15 protein-coding genes and 1 pseudogene are annotated in these 17,867 nt (G+C 66.5%); 8 read left to right on the top strand and 8 right to left on the bottom strand.

What is annotated here, in order from left to right:
* Positions 1-121: 121 nt before the first annotated feature.
* Positions 122-1,797, top strand: a pseudogene (locus tag LDO22_RS18970) (FAD-binding dehydrogenase).
* An 88-nt stretch (positions 1,798-1,885) separates the two neighbouring features.
* On the opposite strand, the gene LDO22_RS18965 reads toward LDO22_RS18970, so the two are convergent.
* The 3 genes from LDO22_RS18965 to LDO22_RS18955 are packed head-to-tail and all read right to left on the bottom strand — an operon-like array spanning position 1,886 to position 3,638.
* Entirely contained in the window at positions 1,886-2,458 is a 573-nt protein-coding gene (locus tag LDO22_RS18965; RefSeq protein WP_224025263.1) for a DUF1254 domain-containing protein, read from the bottom strand.
* Complete coding sequence (locus tag LDO22_RS18960) at positions 2,455-3,129, bottom strand: DUF1214 domain-containing protein (RefSeq protein WP_224025262.1); 675 nt, start codon at positions 3,127-3,129, stop codon at positions 2,455-2,457. The genes LDO22_RS18965 and LDO22_RS18960 overlap by 4 nt, the downstream gene beginning before the upstream one ends.
* On the bottom strand, positions 3,126-3,638 hold the full coding sequence (locus LDO22_RS18955; RefSeq protein WP_224025261.1) for a GNAT family N-acetyltransferase: 513 nt from the start codon (positions 3,636-3,638) through the stop codon (positions 3,126-3,128). The genes LDO22_RS18960 and LDO22_RS18955 overlap by 4 nt, the downstream gene beginning before the upstream one ends.
* A 50-nt stretch (positions 3,639-3,688) precedes the next feature.
* On the opposite strand from LDO22_RS18955, the gene LDO22_RS18950 reads away from it, so the two are divergent.
* Entirely contained in the window at positions 3,689-4,579 is an 891-nt protein-coding gene (locus LDO22_RS18950; protein WP_224025260.1) for a potassium channel family protein, read from the top strand.
* Positions 4,580-4,600: 21 nt separating this feature from the next.
* On the opposite strand, the gene LDO22_RS18945 is transcribed toward LDO22_RS18950, so the two are convergent.
* Positions 4,601-5,617 (bottom strand): LacI family DNA-binding transcriptional regulator, encoded by a 1,017-nt coding sequence (locus LDO22_RS18945; RefSeq protein WP_224025259.1) that lies wholly within the window; start codon positions 5,615-5,617, stop codon positions 4,601-4,603.
* A 205-nt stretch (positions 5,618-5,822) separates the two neighbouring features.
* Between LDO22_RS18945 and LDO22_RS18940 the strand changes: the two genes are divergently transcribed.
* The 5 genes from LDO22_RS18940 to LDO22_RS18920 all read left to right on the top strand — a co-directional run bounded on the left by LDO22_RS18940 (position 5,823) and on the right by LDO22_RS18920 (position 11,884).
* Entirely contained in the window at positions 5,823-7,790 is a 1,968-nt protein-coding gene (locus tag LDO22_RS18940; RefSeq protein WP_224025258.1) for a beta-L-arabinofuranosidase domain-containing protein, read from the top strand.
* 38 nt (positions 7,791-7,828) lie between these two features.
* Positions 7,829-9,118 (top strand): sugar ABC transporter substrate-binding protein, encoded by a 1,290-nt coding sequence (locus tag LDO22_RS18935; protein ID WP_224025257.1) that lies wholly within the window; start codon positions 7,829-7,831, stop codon positions 9,116-9,118.
* 61 nt (positions 9,119-9,179) lie between these two features.
* Complete coding sequence (locus LDO22_RS18930; protein ID WP_224025256.1) at positions 9,180-10,139, top strand: sugar ABC transporter permease; 960 nt, start codon at positions 9,180-9,182, stop codon at positions 10,137-10,139.
* Between the two features lie 26 nt (positions 10,140-10,165).
* Positions 10,166-11,026: a carbohydrate ABC transporter permease gene (locus LDO22_RS18925; RefSeq protein WP_224025255.1), complete on the top strand. Its 861-nt coding sequence runs from the start codon at positions 10,166-10,168 to the stop codon at positions 11,024-11,026.
* 120 nt (positions 11,027-11,146) lie between these two features.
* Positions 11,147-11,884 carry a hypothetical protein gene (locus LDO22_RS18920; protein WP_224025254.1) on the top strand — a complete coding sequence of 246 codons (738 nt, stop codon included), beginning with the start codon at positions 11,147-11,149 and terminating at the stop codon, positions 11,882-11,884.
* 1 nt (position 11,885) lies between these two features.
* Here LDO22_RS18920 and LDO22_RS18915 read toward each other — a convergent pair whose 3' ends face one another.
* Both LDO22_RS18915 and LDO22_RS18910 read right to left on the bottom strand, forming a co-directional pair.
* Positions 11,886-12,803 carry a CPBP family intramembrane glutamic endopeptidase gene (locus tag LDO22_RS18915; protein ID WP_224025253.1) on the bottom strand — a complete coding sequence of 306 codons (918 nt, stop codon included), beginning with the start codon at positions 12,801-12,803 and terminating at the stop codon, positions 11,886-11,888.
* 15 nt (positions 12,804-12,818) lie between these two features.
* Positions 12,819-13,868, bottom strand: a complete 1,050-nt coding sequence (locus tag LDO22_RS18910) for a LuxR family transcriptional regulator (RefSeq protein ID WP_224025252.1) — start codon at positions 13,866-13,868, stop codon at positions 12,819-12,821.
* A gap of 168 nt (positions 13,869-14,036) precedes the next feature.
* Here LDO22_RS18910 and LDO22_RS18905 point away from each other — a divergent pair, with 168 nt between their 5' ends.
* Positions 14,037-14,471, top strand: a complete 435-nt coding sequence (locus tag LDO22_RS18905; RefSeq protein ID WP_224025251.1) for a nuclear transport factor 2 family protein — start codon at positions 14,037-14,039, stop codon at positions 14,469-14,471.
* Positions 14,472-14,483: 12 nt separating this feature from the next.
* On the opposite strand, the gene ppsA is transcribed toward LDO22_RS18905, so the two are convergent.
* Together ppsA and LDO22_RS18895 are read right to left on the bottom strand one after the other, a co-directional pair.
* A complete protein-coding gene (gene ppsA, locus LDO22_RS18900) occupies positions 14,484-16,895 on the bottom strand; it encodes a phosphoenolpyruvate synthase (RefSeq protein ID WP_224025250.1) in 2,412 nt (803 codons plus the stop codon).
* 146 nt (positions 16,896-17,041) lie between these two features.
* Entirely contained in the window at positions 17,042-17,860 is an 819-nt protein-coding gene (locus LDO22_RS18895; protein WP_224025249.1) for a pyruvate, water dikinase regulatory protein, read from the bottom strand.
* Positions 17,861-17,867: the final 7 nt, after the last annotated feature.

The following is a 17,867-nucleotide window of genomic DNA, read 5'->3' as shown; positions in this document are numbered from 1 at the left end:
CCGGGCCGGCGCCGTGACAGATGTCCTGGCTCCATTCTCCCACCAACCATGAAGGAGAGCTTCAAACCTGCTGTAGGTTGATGCTGGACTCTCACTTATCGTCAGGCAGGGCGGGGATCGCATGGACGCGGACGTCATCATCATCGGCGGCGGGCTGGCAGCGCTCGTGGCCGCCAACGAGCTGGTCCGCGCCGGACGGCGGGTGGCCATCGTGGACCAGGAGAACGCGGCCAACCTGGGCGGGCAGGCGTTCTGGTCGCTGGGCGGCCTGTTCCTGGTGGACACCCCGATGCAGCGCCGGCTGGGCGTAAAGGATTCCTTTGAGCTGGCATGGCAGGACTGGCAGGGTTCGGCGCAGTGGGACCGGCTTTCCGGCCCGCACCCGGAGGACGAATGGGCGGCCCGGTGGGGGCGCGCGTACGTGGAGTTCGCCGCCGGAGAGAAGCGCGCCTGGCTGCAGCAGCAGGGCATCCGGTTCACCCCGCTGGTGGGCTGGGCGGAGCGCGGCGACGGCAGGGCAGGCGGCCACGGCAACTCGGTCCCCCGATTCCATGTCCCCTGGGGCACCGGCACCGGGGTGTCGGAACCCTTCGCCGACAAGGCCCGCGCGGCTGCCGCGGCGGGCGTCGTCAGGTTTTTCTTCCGGCACCGGGTGGACGGTTTAACGTACGACGGCGGCACGGTCACCGGGGTGCGGGGCGCAGTGCTGGCACCGGATGCCTCCCCGCGTGGCGTCTCCTCCAACCGCGACGTGGCCGGCGAGTTCGAGCTGCGGGCGCAGGCTGTGGTGATCGCGTCCGGCGGGATCGGCGGCAACCACGGGCAGGTGCGCCGCTGGTGGCCCGATCGGCTGGGGACGCCGCCGCGGAAGATGGTCACCGGCGTCCCGCAGCATGTGGACGGGCGGATGCTGGACATCGCCGACCAGTCCGGCGTCAGGCTGGTGAACCGCGACCGGATGTGGCACTACACGGAGGGCATCCGGAACTGGAACCCCATCTGGCCGGACCATGCCATCCGGATCCTGCCCGGGCCGTCGTCGCTCTGGTTCGATGCCCTGGGCCGCCGGCTCCCCGCCCCCGGCCTGCCCGGCTACGACACCCTGGGCACCCTCGGCCTGCTCCGAACCACTCCTGGGATCCAGCAGTTCGATCATTCCTGGTTCATCCTCAACCAGCGCATCATCGAAAAGGAGTTCGCCCTTTCAGGCTCCGAGCAGAATCCGGACATCACCAACCGGGACCTCAAGCTCCTGCTGAGGACCCGGCTGGGCCGGGGCGCGTCCGGCCCCATCGAGGCGTTCAAGGAGCATGGCGCTGACTTTGTGGTGGCGGACAACCTGGCGGACCTGGTCCGCGGGATGAACGCCCTGACGGACCAGCCGCTGCTGGACCACGGACACCTCCGGCGGCAGATCGAGGAGCGCGACGCCGAGATCCGCAACCCCTATTCCAAGGACGTCCAGGTGGCCGGCATCCGGAACAGCCGGCGCTACCTGGGAGACCGGCTTTTCCGCACCGTGAAGCCGCACCGGATCCTGGACCCGAAAGCCGGGCCGCTGATCGCCGTGCGGCTGCACGTGGTCACCCGGAAAACCTTGGGCGGAATCCAGACGGACCTCACAGGCCAGGCACTGGGACGGGACGGCGTTCCCATTCCCGGGCTTTATGCTGCCGGGGAAGCGGCCGGCTTCGGCGGCGGCGGGCCCACGGGTACAACGCGCTCGAAGGCACCTTCCTGGGCGGCTGCATCTTCACCGGCCTTACCGCGGGCCGCACGCTCGCCGCCGCGCTGTAGCCCGGGGGCGCACCAGGGCCCGGGCCGCGCCAAAGTCAGCTGTGGCACCCGGCCCCGTGCCGCCGTCGTCCGCTGTGCCCTCACGAAGTTACGGCAGGGGCGCTAGGCGAAGCTGCGTCGAGAGCCTGTGCGCGGCTGGCAGGTCGCCGTCGTCGTAGACCAGTACGCGGCCGATGAGGAGCACCGAGCGGCGTGGAGAAGCGATATGCCCCATCCCGCCCGGAACAACACCGGACCATCCAGGCCCTGTGATGAGGAAGTCCCCTGCCCCTGTTCCGGTGGTGCGCTTGCCGACGTAGGCGAAATTGGTGTTGTTCGAGGGGTTGGTGAACTGCACGCTGTAGTAGCGCCCTCCCATGTCCGGCACGTGGAGCACCAGTGGACCTTTCGAGAGGTCCAGCCAACCCAAGGTCAGGAGGGTGTCCCGGTTGACGCCGGCCGATGCCACTCGGGAGGTGCCCGCCGGCATATTGAGCGGGTCTGCGAAGAGCGCCTGCGACTGGGTGTAGAGGGTGTTGACGGGAATGGGACCTTCGCCGAAGCCCTTGACCACGATGGCCCGCTTGAAAACGGAGAGGAGCATGCGGGGCCAAAAATAGGTGGCAGCGAACCACGTGCCCGCCATGACCGTGAAAAAGATGAGCAGGTGTTCCAGCTTCATGGCGTCCCGCCTCCCGCCCTGGCCACTGCCGGAACCACATAGCTTCCGTCCAGGACTGCAAAGCCGGGCTCGTAGACACGCAGCCAGAGGATGAACTTTCCGTCCGGGGCGGGCAGCCAGTTGGGTTCGCGGCCTGCCGGAGGGATGGCCTGGATGCAGACCTCAACAGAGCCGTCAGGGCCGGGGACCAGTCCGGACCTGTCGCTCACGCTGTACCTGTGGAGGGGGTTGGCCACGAAGCGGTTCCGGGCGTCGCCCATCGTGAGTGACCAAAAGGCGTTGGTGGGCGGCAGTCCGCCGGGCGGGAACCGGAGGACGTACTGGTGCCGGCCGGTCAGCAGGGCGCCCGAGGCGTCAGAATTGGCCCACCAGTAGACCGCTTCTTCCGGTGTGTTCACCGGGCCCGGGAACAGCTGGGCGCAGGCAGCGCGCAGCAGCACGCCGTTGCCGGGATCGCCCAGGCCGGGCATGGTGATCCACCCGTTCACCCGGACGGCTTTGATCCTGGCGTACACCTGGGCGGTGACGAAAGCCAGGCCAAAGCCGATCAGGAAGCCCTGCAGCACATCGCTGCGGACGGTCCGGTTCAGCGGGAGGAAGAGCATGGCAAGGATGAACGCCACGCAGATGATGCCCACCAGCGCGGCGAAGTAGGCATAGGCCCTCCTCAACGCTCCGTTGCCTCCTTGGCCCTCCGGACCAGCCGGAGTTCGGGAAGTGCCTCCCATTCGGGTGGGAGGGTGTTGCGTTTACCGTCGGGCCGGAACCCCTGTTTCAGGTAGAAGGCAAGCGCGCGCGGGTTGTCTTCCAGCACCCACAGGTACGTCGGACCGGAGCCGACGGCGGCACGCACCAGTGCTGCCCCCAGGCCGCTCCCATAGGTGCGCCTGAGGGTGTAGATCGAGTAAAGCTCCAGCGCTTCAGGAGCGTCGTCCTCCCGCCCGGGGCCGGCGTCCGCGTAGCCCACCAGCTGGTTGTCGGCGTCGAAGGCGAGGATCCGCGGCTCCCGGGTGTCCAGGAACGCCCGTCGCCGCTCCACCCGTTCCGGGATGCCGGCCCGGCGCCGCTCGAAGAAGGCCGGCGAGAGCAGGTGCGGGTAGCACTCCTCGTGCGCCAGCGTCTGCATGAGCACCACGGCCTCGGCGTCTTCCGGGGTGGCCTGGCGAAGTCGAAAGTCCATTGCGCCAGCCTAGCCAGCGGACCGGCACTCCGCGGCACTTAAGATGAGGCATGGACTTCGAGGGCGTGCTTTTGACGGCGGTTGGCGCGGCGCTGATTCTGCTGATGATCGCCGACGTCTTCCACACCTTGCTCTACCCGCATGGCTCGGGTCCCGTGGGACGGACCATCATGCGCGGGTTCTGGCTGCTGTCCAGGAAACTCAGGGGCGGCGCCTCATCAGTCGCCGCACCGCTGGCCATGGCTGCGGTCATCGCTGCCTGGGCCACCCTGGCTGCCGTGGGCTGGGCGCTCCTGTACCTCCCCCACCTGCCGGCCGGCTTCTCCTATTCGAACGACATCCCCCGGCAGGCCGACTTCGCCGAGGCGCTCTACATTTCGCTGGTGGCCCTGTCCACCGCCGGTTTCGGTGAGATCGTGGCCATCCATCCGGTCCTCCGGCTGGTGATGGCGTTCCAGGCCGTGGCAGGTTTTGGCCTGCTCACCGCCACGGTTTCCTGGATCCTGCAGACCTACCCGGCGCTGAGCCGGCGGCGTGCCCTTGCCCACCGGCTCAACCTGTTCCGGGAAGCGGCGGGAACCTCCGGCATCGCGGCGCTGGAAGCCGGTCATGCGGCGGGACTGCTGGAGGCGATGGCCGAAAACGTGGCGTCCGTGAGCATCGATCTCCTGTCCTTCCACGAGACCTACTACTTCCACGAGGTGGAACAGCGGGGATCGCTGCCGGCCACCCTTGCCTACGCCCACCAGCTGGCCTCGGAAGCCCAGGCCAGCGACAACCCTGAACTGCGGTTTGCCGGGCGGATGCTCTACGCGGCCCTGGATGACCTGGCAGAAGTGCTGCGCGGAAAGTTCGGCCATGTGGGAGACACGTCCTCCGACGTGTTCGACCACTACGAACTCCACCACCGGCACCGGCGGCCCCCGGCCCCGCGGGCGTGACGCTGCGGTTTGTCCCGCAGGTCACCTCGGCGGACCTGAGGACTCCCGGACGATGAGGTCGCAGTCCACAATGTGAACCCCTGGACGCGGGACCCCGTCCAGGGCTGACAACAGGGCCTCCCCCGCGCGGCGGCCGATCGTGGAAAGGTTCAGGTCCACGCTGGAAAGATGCGGCCGGTACCCATCGGTGAACGGGGACCAGTTGTCCACGCCGATCAGTGCTACATCGTCGGGGATCGACCGGCCGTGCCGTTCAAGTTCATAGGCGGCGCCCCGGGCGATCTGGTCGCTGCCACAGAAGATGGCGTCCACGTCCGGGTGGTTGGCCAGCAGCGCACGGACCCCGTTGTGGCCCCATTCCTCACTCCAGCTTCCATACCAGATGTCCCCCACTGGCTCCAGGCCCTGATCAGCCATGGCGGCAAGGAAACCTTCCGCACGCAGCGCGGCGGACGCATGGTTTTCCAGGCCGGTGATGTGGGCGATTCGACGCCTGCCGGTCTTGATCAGGTGGTCAACGGCACGGCGGGCGCCGCCGCGCTCGTCCGCGGTGACTGAGCAGTCCAGCGGATCGGTTGACGGCGCAAAGGCATAGATGACCGGTACGGGCAGGTGCTCCCCCAGCGGCGTCCGCGGATCCACCTTGCGCCCGACGGCGATGATTCCATCAACCTGCCGTGCCAGGAGCGTACGCACGTAGTGCTGCTCCCGGATGGGGTCGTCCCGGCTGTCGCACAGGAAGCAGAGCATCTCCCCGAGGCCGAGCGCGTCCTCGACCCCGCGCAGAATGGGAATGCTGAAGCGTCCGTAACTGTCGGTGGTGATCACCCCCACTGTGTACGTCCTGCCACCGCGGATGCTTCGTGCTGCGCCATTGGGCAGCCAGCCAACTTCCTCCGCGGCAGCGCGGACGCGCAGCCGCGTCGACTCCCGCAGCTGGCCCGTGCCGTTCAAGGCCTTTGACACTGTTCCGGTCGAAACTCCCGCGAGCGCGGCTACCGCCGCTATGCCGGAATTACGGAAACTATTTTCCGACATGCCTCCCTCTCCTGACCCGGGAATACAAGCTCCCCCGACTGCACGAACTGCCTGTAATCCTTGTGCAGCCTATCAGAAACCGTTGACACATGAGACGCAGGTCACTTAGAGTCGGGCTTCGGAAGACGATTTCCTAATTTTCCGTTTCCGGATTTCCGGATTCTGTCGCATCACCCTTCGATTCACACCATGGAAGAGGTCATTGATGACATCTGTTCACGACATTCCGGCACCGGCCAGCGGCCAGGGGGCCAGCAACGGGACCGCAGCAGGGCCAGTCGGGGCGACGGCGTCCGGGCATTACGCGCTTCGCCCGCTGGCCTTCAACTCCGCGCGGCTGCGCCCGGAGGGACACCTGGGCAGCTGGCAGGAGCTCAACCGGACTGCCACCATCCCCCATTGCATAGAGAATGTGGAATCCAGCGGCGCCCTGGACAACTTCCGGCGCCTGGCCGGCGAGAGCGATGCGGCCTTCCGGGGTTTCTGGTTCCAGGACACAGACCTCTACAAGACGCTGGAGGCGGTGGGATGGGAGGCCGGCCGCCAGGCCGACCCGCGCTGGGAAGAGTACCTGGAGTCCGTGGGCACCCTCCTGGCCAAGGTGCAGGAGTCCGACGGCTACCTGAATACGTGGGTGCAAGGCGTCGAGCCCGGCCAGCGCTGGGACAAGCTCCAATGGAGCCATGAATTGTACACCGCCGGCCACCTGCTGCAGGCCGCCGTGGCAGCGGCCCGCACCACCGGAAACGGAACCATCGTGGAGGTGGCCCGCCGTGTTGCTGACTGCGTCGTGGAAACCTTCGGCCCGGGCGGCGTCGAAAAGATTGACGGCCACCCGGAAGTAGAAACGGCACTGGTGGAGCTCTACCGCCTGACCGGAGACAAACGCTACCTCGATACGGCAGTCCGGCAACTGGACCTGCGCGGCCACGACATCCTGCCCGACGACAGGTTCGGCCGCCAGTATTTCCAGGACCACCTTCCCATTCGCAAGGCAGCCCAGGAAGCAACCGGGCACGCGGTGCGGCAGGTTTACCTCTCAACCGGAGTAGCCGATGCCTACCTCGAAAACGGTGATCGGTCCCTGCTGGAGGCCGCCGAATCGCTATGGGAGAACATATTTTCCCAAAAGGCCTATCTGACCGGCGCCCTGGGATCGCGCCACCGGGACGAGGCGTTCGGGGACACCTTTGAGCTGCCACCGGACCGCGCCTACGCCGAGACCTGCGCCTCCATAGCGAGCCTGCACTTCAGCTGGCGCCTGCTGCTCGCCACAGGCAATGGCAAATATGCCGATGAGATGGAACGGGCCCTCTACAACGGCATCGCCGCCTCGACCTCCCTGGAGGGCAACAGCTTCTTCTACTCGAATCCGCTGCAGCTGCGCACCGGCCACGACGGATCCACCGAGGACGCGCCGTCGGAACGCCTGTCCTGGTACGCGTGCGCCTGCTGCCCGCCGAACCTGGCACGACTGGTGGCGTCCCTGCACCACTACGTGGCCACGCAGGATGAGTCCGGGCTGCAGCTTCAGCTGCTGCATGACGGCGAGGTGCGCGCTTCGGGCGAGCCTTTCGGTGGTGAAGTATCAGTTGCCACCACAACGGATTACCCGTGGGACGAGACGGCCAGCATCGAGGTTACGGCCCCTGCCGGCGAATGGACGCTTTCTGTGCGCATCCCTTCCTGGTGCGAGCACCCCCAGGTTGTGATTGACGGCTCCGCGGTGGAGGCCGCGCCGGACGCACTGGGCTATATCCGGTTGCACCGCGACTGGGAAGGCAGGACCACAGTCCTGCTCACACTACCCATGCCGGCCCGTATTGTTAGCGCTAACCCACGTGTTGACGCCGTCCGCGGAACCGTCGCCCTGGCGCGTGGACCTGTCGTCTATTGCCTGGAGCAACACGACCAGGCAGACGGCGTCGTACTTGAAGACCTTGCCATCGACGCGGCCGCTCCAGTGGAAATCATCCCCGCGGACGGCATCCCGGGGGTGCGAACGATACTCAAGGCCGCAGGAGTGGCCCGTACCCCGGGGCAGCAACCGCTCTACCGAACCCACGGAGCTGATGCCGTGGAGCAGCGGCCCGTCGCACTGACTGCCATTCCGTATTTCCGCTGGGCGAACCGCGGTCCGGCCGCCATGCGGGTCTGGATCCCCGTCGCCTAGCTGCACCGCCACACCATCCCTATGAAGAGGAACAGCATATGAAACGCACAAAACTCGCCGCAGCACTGGCGCTGGCGGCATCCCTCACCCTCACAGCCACCGGCTGCGGCGGACCTTCCGGCTCAGACACGCTGCAGGCCTCCTCCGGCGGGGAGCCCAGCGGGACCATCACGCTTTGGGCACGCGATTCGCAGAAAGGATTCATGGACATCCTTGCGGATGCCTACAACAAGTCGCACAAGGCCCAGGTCCAGGTGACCATCGTGCCCAGCGGAAACTTCGTACAGAAATTCGGCACCGCCACCGCCGGCGGGTCGGGACCGGACGTGGCATCGATCGACCTGGTCTACCTGCCCTACTTCGCGTCCACCGGCGTCTTGCAGGACATCACGGACGAGGCATCCAAACTGCCGTACAAGGACAAGCTCAGCCCGTCCCACGCCCGACTCTCCACCTGGGAGGACAAGACCTACGCCCTGCCCTTCACGGCGGAAGCGTCCGTGCTGTTCTACAACAAGGAACTCTTTCAAAAGGCGGGCCTTGATCCCGCCAAGCCGCCGGCCAACTACGAGGAAATCCTCAGCGCAGCCAAGAAAATACGTGCACTGGGACCGGACACCTACGGCTTCACCATGGCCGGACAATGCGGCGGCTGCAACATCTTCGAGTTCACACCCAGCGTCTGGGCCAGCGGTGGTGACGTGCTCTCCGCCGATGGCAAGACCGCCAAGCTGGATTCCCCCGAGGTAACCAAGGCGTTGACGTTCTACAAGCAGATGCACGACGCCGGCGTGATGCCGGAGGCGGCGAAGACCGACTCCGGCACAGCCCAGCCCGCCCTGTTCCAGGCCGGAAAAGTGGGCATGGTGGTGCTCGGTGCCTTCTTCACGCAGACCTTGAACACGGACAAGAAGATCGACTACGGCATCGCCCCGATCCCGGGCGAGAACGGCGGGTCGGCCTCCTTTGCGGGTGGTGACAACATTGCCGTCACCACGGGATCGAAGAACAAGCCTGCGGCATGGGACTTCGTGAAGTGGGCCACCGGCGACGAGGCCCAGACCCTGCTGGCCAAGAATTCCATCGTTCCTGTCAGGACCGACCTGGTGAAGAGCGTCTATGCCTCGGCGGACCCCCGCAACGAGATTTTCAGCAAGGCGCTCGAAACCGGAAAGACACCATACAGCGTCGTGGAAAACAAGTTGTTCAACGACAACAACGGGCCCTGGGCCACCATGATCAACGAGGCCGTATTCGGCGGCGACGTCCAGGCCGCGCAGCAGAAGGCGCAGCAGGCCGCCCAGCAGATTATCCAGACCGGACCCTGACATTCCACGGGTGCTGCCGCAGACCGCGGCAGCACCCGTCTTGTCCTAAAGGAGAACTACCTTGGCACACAACACCATCGTGACGGCGCGGCCCGGCAAGATCAGACGCCCGTCGGTGCCTCCGCGCCCCCGGGGGCGCCGGAGGACCCTTTCCACCTCGCGCAGCAGGCTCGGCGCCGCGGTGGTCACCCCGGCTCTGATCCTCCTCACCGTCTTCTTCTTCCTGCCCGTGGTCCTGATGCTGTGGATGTCCCTGAACCGCTGGCCGCTGCTGGGAAAGATCAGCTTCATCGGCCTGGGAAATTACACAACCGCATTCCAGGACCAGGACTTCCTGCGTGCGGCGGGGTTTACCCTGCTTTACACGCTGATCATGACTCCCCTGCTGCTGGTCATCGGAATCGCGCTGGCACTGCTCATCCGGCGCCCTGGAAAAGCATCCAGGGTCTTTCAGTCCATCTATTTCCTGCCGGTGGTGGTCGGCTTCGCCGCCGCCGGCTACCTGTGGCTCTTCATGGCCCAGCCCAACATCGGGCCCATGCTGGACTTACTCACCCGCAGCGGGTTGGCATCGCACTCGGACAACTGGTTCGGCACCTTCGCCACCGCATTGGGCATCGTATGCGCAATGGTGGTCTGGAAGGTCGCCGGCATGCAGATGCTGCTGCTGAACTCCGGGCTGCAGTCCATACCCGTTGAGCTCGAGGAAGCGGCCAGGATCGACGGTGCCAGCCGGACGCAGGTGTTCCGGTACATCATCCTGCCGCTGCTGCGGCCCACTCTCGCCCTGGTGCTGGTCTTTTCGGTGGCCGGTTCCCTGCTGGCCTTCGACCAGTTCTACATCATGACCAGCGGCGGTCCGGCCAACCAGACCATCACCGCGGTCTACCACATCTACCGGGTTTCCTTCCAGGGCTTCCAGCTCGGCTACGGCGCCGCGCTCTCGGCCCTGCTGATGATCGTGCTCGCGATCGTCAGCGCCATCCAGATGCTCATTCTCCGCAACTCGGACCACAACTAGTCCACCACTTCGGAAACGGACCCCTCATGACTTCACTGCAGTCCAGTCTTCGCCCGGTGCCGCGCGCAGCCTGGTGGATCATCAATGTCAGCCTTGCGGCCCTGTTCCTCTACCCGTTCTGGGTGGTGGTCTCCCAGTCAATCAAGTCCCCCGCCGAGGCCGCGGCCGCTCCGCCGACGCTGTTCCCCGGTTCTTTCTCCTGGGGCAACTTCGCCAAGCTCTTCAGCAACGAGAACGGGGGCGCGGGCTTCATCCAGCAGCTCGGCAACAGCGTCATGGTCTCCATCGGCGCCACCCTCCTGACCATCGTGCTAAGCACGCTTGCGGGCTACGGTTTCGCCAGGTTGCGGTTCCGTGGCAGCAACTTGCTGTTCTTCGCCACGCTGGCCACCTTCATGATTCCCTTCCAGGCGGTCATCACGCCGCTGTACCTGGTGCTGCACCAGATTGGGCTGACCAACAACCTTCTGGGCCTGATGCTCGTCTACACCACCTTCAATCTGCCCTTCGGCATTTTCCTGATGCGAAACTCTTTCGCCGCGCTACCGTCGAGCATCGAGGAAGCCGCCTTGGTGGACGGGTGCGGCGTGCTTCGGGCGATGGTCCGGGTGCTGCTTCCAGTGGCGCTTCCGGGGGTAATCAGCACCGCACTGTTCACCTTCTTCGCCTCGTGGAACGAGTTCTTCGCAGCGCTGATCCTGATGACCGACCAGTCCAAGTACACGCTTCCCGTCGCCTTGAACGTGCTCTCCAGCGGCACCTTTGGGACGTTGGACTGGGGAGCGCTGCAGGCCGGCGTCGCGGTGACCATCATCCCGTGCATCGTCATCTACGTCCTGCTCCAGAAGTACTACGTGGGAGGCATGCTCACGGGCGCCATGAAATAAGCCCTGCGACCAGGCAAAGGAAGCTTACGCCCCGTAACACTCACCCGGACTCGACGTCCGTTGTAGCCGCGCGGGGCCGGGCGTAAACTCAGCCCACCATCCATGGGGAGGCGAATAGCCATGAAGACCATCCGGACGCGGGCCCTCGAAGCGGAACACCAGGCCACGCTCGCTCCCGGCGACGACGAACGGTTCTCCGGATACGGCGTGATGGGGCTGACGTTCAGCACCGGCCACGTCCTGGCCATGCGGCGCTTCCCCGTGACCAGCGTGGGCCCGGGCTACACCTCGGTCTGGCTGCGCAGGCCCTCCGGCTCCTGGACCATCTACGCGAATGCAGCACCGGATGTCTCCTGCGCCCGCTATTTCAGCGCCGGCCTCACCGATGCCGTCCAGTGCGACGTCGGCGTCGACTGGACCGGCGACACATCCTTCACCGTGACCATCGGCCAGGAAGTGGACCTCACCTGGGACGTGGAACTCGGATCGACGCCCATCACCGCGGCCATGAGCGCAGTCATGACGGCGCTGCCCAACAAGCTCTTATCCAGTAAGGCATTCCTGAAGACCATGGGTTCCGCCGCCGGCCCCATGCTCAGCGCGGGACACCTCGGATTGACGGGCAGCGTCCCCAACAAACAGGGCTTCCGGGCCAAACCCCGGCGCATGTGGTTCATCTCCCGCAGCACGGCAACCCTCGGCGGCGAGGACCTCGGCACCCCACAGCCACTCACCGTGCAGACCAGGCTGGGTGATTTCTGGATCCCCCAGCGCGGCATCTTCGTGATTGGCGCTTCGTCCTTCGACCGGTTTGATCCCGCGCAGCATCTTCCCGCCACCACCCGCCTGACCCCGTAGGCTACCTCCGCCGGCGCGGCGGCCGGTGCCGGGACCGGACGTGGATCGGCAGGAACCGCCGCGGACCCGTCATCTCGCCCCGGCTGGTCAGTGCCACGGCGGCTACCAGCAGCCACATGGTGGCCGCCTGCCCCCACGGGTAGACCTGCTGGGGAACTCCCGGTGCCAGGGGGTTGAGGATGAACTGGAATGCCGCCAGGCTGGCGTGCATCACCGCCGCCACGAACACGCTCCCCGTGTGCTCGTAGACCCAGACCATGAGCACCCGGTAGGCCGTCAGCTGGCCGGCCAGGACACCGGCAACCCACAGCGGCATGAAGACCGCCAGCGGCACGCCGCCGTTCGTCCCGCCACCACCCCAGTAGTTCACGAAGAAGTGCCAGGCGCCCCACAGCACCCCCACCAGGACCCCCGTCCAGAGAACGCTGTAGTGCTGCCTGGCCCTGGGAATGGCGAACCCGGTCCACCCGATCTCCTCGAAGAGCCCGGCCACCAGCCCCAGGACCAATCCCGTGACGAGTGTTCCAACCCTGTCCGGCTCCGTGGCAATCCGCGGCGCATAATCCAGGGACGATATCCAGAGCACCAGCACGGGTGCGGCCAGCGTCACCGGAGCGGCCAGCAGGGCGAAAAGATACCAGCGCACCTCGACCCGCCAGATCAGCAGCCGCGCCCAAAGCTCCCGGTACCCTTCCCGTCCCGACACGATTCCTGTCAGGACCAGGCCTGCCACCGCTGGCCCCAGCAGCATGGCGGGCACTGTGGCGGGGAGGGTGCGCTGGAACTGTTCGGGTGTGGGCGACAGGCCGCCGGTGACCATCCACACGGCCGCCACGATGGCTCCCCAGGACAGGAGGAAGGTCACGGCGGAGTACCACGGCAACGGGTGCCTGCGCATGGAATCCGCCAGCGCATGCATGCGTCCTCCCTTCCCTCACGCCACGAGCCGGGCCACCAGCTCGCCCCGGCTCCCGACGCCCACTTTTTCGAAGACCGATTTCAGGTGGTCGTGCACGGTATGCGGGGAGATGAACAGGTGCCCGGCGATCTCCGCGGTGGAACCGCCCGACAACACCTCCAGGCAGACGTCCCGCTCCCGCGCCGTGACGCCGTACGCCATCAGCAGCAGGCTGGCGAGTTCATGGGTGGTGGCAGGTTCCACGGTCACCACCATCTGCTCCGGGTCATCGCCGGTGATCAATCGGCTGGCCTGCAGCACCACCCAGCTGTTCCCGGCGTCGCGCATCCTCGCCCGGGCCGTCCCGGATGCTGCGGCGTGCGCCTGCGCCACCACCCCCAGGAGCGTTTGGCTGAAGCGGCCGGGCGCCGCGTCCTCCACCGCGGCCAGCCAGGACGCAGCCGCGGGCGTGGCTGCACGCAGGTCCCCGTGCAGCCCGGCCAGGACAATGACGGGCCCGACGGCGGCGGGCCCGGCTGGGTGCGCCACGCGGACGGCCGCCCTGGTCGCCGCAGCCAGGGTGGCGGACACCGCGCCCAGGAATTCCACCTCCCGGTCGGTGAAGTCGCGGCCGCCTTCCCGGAATATGCTGCCCACTCCCCAGCACGCCTCGTCCACCCGGAACGCGGCACGCAGCTCATGTTCCAGGCCCAGGGGCTTGAGCAGATCGTTGATCCGGACGCTGCGCACCACCTCCCGGTGCGGCGCGTCCGAGATCCTGGCGATGGGGCGGGGACGCCGCAGCAGTTCCACGAACGTGTTCGGCTCCCGCCCGGTGTACTCGGACTGGGCAAAGCGCAGGAAATATTCCTCGAACTGATGGCTGGCCACGGGCCACGGCTGCCAGTTGGTGATGGAGGTCATCACCATGGAGTCGGGGTCCACGGCGGCCCAGCAGCCCTGTTCGAACGGCACCTCCCGCTGCACGACGGCCAGCGCCGCCGCGTAGAGGTCGGCCAGGTCCATCCCGCCTGCGGCCATGGCGGCGATGTCACGCCGGGCACGCTCCGCGCGCTCCTCCCACATACCTCCAGTATCGTCGCGGCAGCCAGCGCCGCAATCCCCTGATTTGGGGGTTTCCGGCGTGACCCTAAACCCCCGGCGAGGGGATCGCGACGGTGCCTTCCGCCGTCGTACGTTTCCTTCATGGACGCGGGCACCGGGCCCGGCGCCGGCACATCAATGGAGGCTGTAATGGGACAGGCACGCGACGTCATGGACCGGCTGATGGCGGCCATGGACGCAAAGGACAGGGAAACGCTGGCGGGCTGTTACGCCGTGGACGCCGTGGTCCGCACCCCCGACCAGGACGCGATCACCGGCCGACAAGCCATCGCGGACTATTACTCACACTTCTGGGAAGCGATGCCGGACGTCAGGTACGAACGGACAGCCACGCACGAGGCCGGGGACGTGGCCGTCGTCGAAGGCTTCGTCGTTGGCACGAACACCGGGCCGCTGAGCCTGCCCACCGGCGGTACGCTGCCGCCCACCGGAAGGCAGCTCAGGGTCAGGAGCTGCGACGTCGCCACGGTGAAGGACGGCGTGATCACCTCGCACCACGCCTACTTCGACCAGATGGAACTCCTGGGCCAGCTCAGGCTGCTGCCCGAGCCGGCCCAGGGGTAAGGGGCCTACCCGCTATACGCCGGCAGCGGCGGCGACATTCGGCGTCTCCTCCGACGCCCCGGCAAGCCGGATCCAGGTGTCCACCACGGTGTCCGGGTTCAGCGAGACGGAATTGACGCCTTCCTTCACCAGCCACTCGGCGAAGTCCGGGTGGTCGCTGGGGCCCTGGCCGCAGATGCCCACGTACTTTCCGCGGGCGCGGCAGGCCTTGATGGCCATGCTGAGCAGCTTCTTCACGGCGGCATCCCGCTCGTCGAAGCTGTTGGCCACGATGGCCGAGTCGCGGTCCAGGCCCAGGGTCAGCTGGGTCATGTCGTTGGAGCCAATCGAGAAGCCGTCGAAGTGCTCCAGGAACTCATCGGCCAGCAGCGCGTTGGACGGCAGCTCGCACATCATGATCACTTCGAGGCCGTTTTCGCCGCGGCGCAGGCCGTTCTCGGCGAGCAGCTCGATGACGCCCTGCGCCTCGTCCAGGGTCCGCACGAACGGGATCATCAGCTTGACGTTGGTCAGGCCCATCTCGTTGCGGACAAAGGACAGGGCCTCGCACTCAAGGTCGAAGCAGTCCCGGAAGGACGGCTCCAGGTAGCGGGACGCGCCGCGGAAGCCGATCATCGGGTTCTCTTCATGCGGCTCGTAGGCCGGTCCACCGATCAGGTTGGCGTACTCGTTCGACTTGAAGTCGGACATGCGCACGATCACCGGCTCCGGCGCGAATGCCGCGGCGATGGTGGCCACGCCTTCGGCCAGCCGCTTGATGTAGTAGTCGCGGGGGCTGTCGTAGGCGCTGATCCGCTCACGGATCTCGGCGGCCACGTCCTCCGGCTGGCTGTCCAGGTTCAGCAGGGCCTTGGGGTGGATGCCGATCTGGCGGTTGATGATGAACTCCAGCCGCGCCAGGCCCACGCCGTGGTTGGGCAGCTGGGCGAAGGTGAAGGCCTGCTCCGGGGTGCCGACGTTCATCATGACCTTCACCGGCGCCTCAGGCATCTGGGTGATGCCGGTTTCCTCAACACTGAAGTCCAGCAGGCCCTGGTAGATGGTGCCGGTCTCGCCGTCGGCGCAGGAGACAGTGACCTCCTGGCCGTCGGACAGCGAGTCAGTGGCGTTGCCGGTGCCGACGACGGCGGGAATCCCCAGTTCGCGGGCGATGATGGCAGCGTGGCAGGTACGTCCGCCGCGGTTGGTGACGATGGCGGAGGCCCGCTTCATGATGGGTTCCCAGTCGGGGTCCGTCATATCAGCCACCAGGACGTCGCCGGTCTGGAAGGAGGCCATATGGTCGATGGAGGTGAGGATCCGGACCTTGCCGGCGCCGATCCGCTGGCCGATGGCGCGGCCCTCCACCAGCACGGGCCCGCTGTCGTTCAGGCGGAACCGGCTCATGCTGCCGGGGGCACGGCGTGACTGCACGGTTTCCGGGCGTGCCTGCAGGATGTACAGGCCGCCGTCGGTCCCGTCCTTGCCCCACTCAATGTCCATGGGACGGCCGTAGTGCTTCTCGATGGCCACGGCGTGCCGTGCAAGCTGCTCCACGTCGTCGTCCGTCAGGCTGAAGCGCGCGCGCAGGGAATCCTCGACGGGGACGAAATCGATGGTGCGGCCGATCTCGCTGCTGTTGGTGTACGTCATCTGCAGGGCCTTCTCGCCCAGGCCGCGCTTGAGGATCGCCGGGCGGCCGGCCTCCAGGGCGGGCTTGTAGACGTAGAACTCGTCCGGGTTCACGGCACCCTGCACCACGGCTTCGCCCAGCCCGTAGGAGGAGGTGACGAACACGGCGTCCTGGAAGCCGGACTCGGTGTCCATGGTGAACATGACACCGGACGCACCGACGTCGGAACGCACCATGCGCTGGATGCCGGCGGAGAGTGCCACCTCGGCGTGCTCGAACTTGTGGTGCACGCGGTAGGCGATGGCGCGGTCGTTGTAGAGGGAGGCGAAGACGTCCTTGATGGCCTGCAGGATGTTCTCGATCCCACGGACGTTCAGGAAGGTTTCCTGCTGCCCGGCGAAGGAGGCATCGGGGAGGTCCTCCGCGGTGGCGCTGGACCGTACGGCCCAGGACAGGTCGGCGGAGCCGGCGTGCTTGTCCACCAGCTGCTGGTACGCCTCGCGGACCTGCGCCTCGAAGTCCGGCAGGAAGGGGGTATCGCGGACCAGGGAGCGGATTTCCTGGCCGGCGGCGGCCAGGGCCGTCACGTCATCGGTGTCCAGACCCACCAGCCGGTCGGCAATCTTCTGGTCCAGGCCGGAATCGGACAGGAACCTGCGGTACGCGTCGGCCGTGGTGGCGAACCCGTCCGGAACCTGGACGCCGGCAGAGGTCAGGTTCTGCACCATCTCGCCCAGGGAGGCGTTCTTGCCGCCCACCTTGTCCAGGTCCTTGAGTCCGAGTTCAGAGAACCACAGAACGTCAGTCGTCATATTTACTGCTCCTTTGCAGAGGGTGGCGTAGGCATCGCCGGCCGCGCACGGTAGTGCCGGCCGGAAGAAAGATCCAGATAACAGTTTCAGGTCTGCAGCGGACTTTCCACATGATGTGCGCTACGCCACGTTTGTGAAATTCCGGGCTAGTGCTTGAGGTTCATCCGCTGCAGGATGGTGGCCGCCATCTCCTCCACGGAGACGGTAGCCGAGTTCAGGTATGGAATGCGGTGCGAGACGTACAGCTGCTCGGCGCTGCGCAGCTCAAAACCGCACTGCCGCAGCGACGCATACGGGGAGCTTGGCCGCCGTTCGGTCCGGATCTGGCTGAGGCGCAGCGGGTTGGAGGACAGGCCGAAACACTTCGACACGAAAGGCCGCAACGGCTTGGGCAGCCCGTCGTGCTGGAAGTCTTCGTCCACCAGTGGAAAGTTTGCGGCGAAGATCCCGTGCTGCAGCGCCAGGTACATGGTGGTGGGCGTCTTGCCGCACCGGGACGGGGCCACCAGGATCACCTGGGCCTTCTCCAGCGCACGCAGGCTCTGCCCGTCGTCGTGCTCCATCGCGTACTCCACCGCCGCCATCCGGGACTGGTAGCGCGCGGCGTTCCCCAGCCCGTGCGCCCGGCCCGGTTCGCCGCTGGCCGGTGCCCCCAGCGCCTGTTCCAGGACCCCCACATGCGTACCGATCAGGTCCACGATGACACCCCTGCAGCCGGCCAGGATCTGCCGTATCTCGCTGCTGACGGCGGTGGAAAAGACCAGCGGCTGCGGCCCACTGGCAGCCAGGCCGTCAATGGTCCGCACTACGGACCGGGCCTGTTCAGCCGTGGTGATGAAGGGGATGGTGACGCGGTCGAAGTTGTCCACGGGGAACTGCGTCAGCAGCGTATTCCCCAGGGTTTCCGCGGTGATGCCGGTGCTGTCCGACAGGAAGTAGACAGGCCGTAGAGCAGCAGTGGTCATGGGATGA

The organism is Arthrobacter sp. NicSoilC5, from assembly GCF_019977395.1.
Lineage (GTDB): Bacteria > Actinomycetota > Actinomycetes > Actinomycetales > Micrococcaceae > Arthrobacter.
This window is presented reverse-complemented; position numbering and strand designations above follow the sequence as displayed.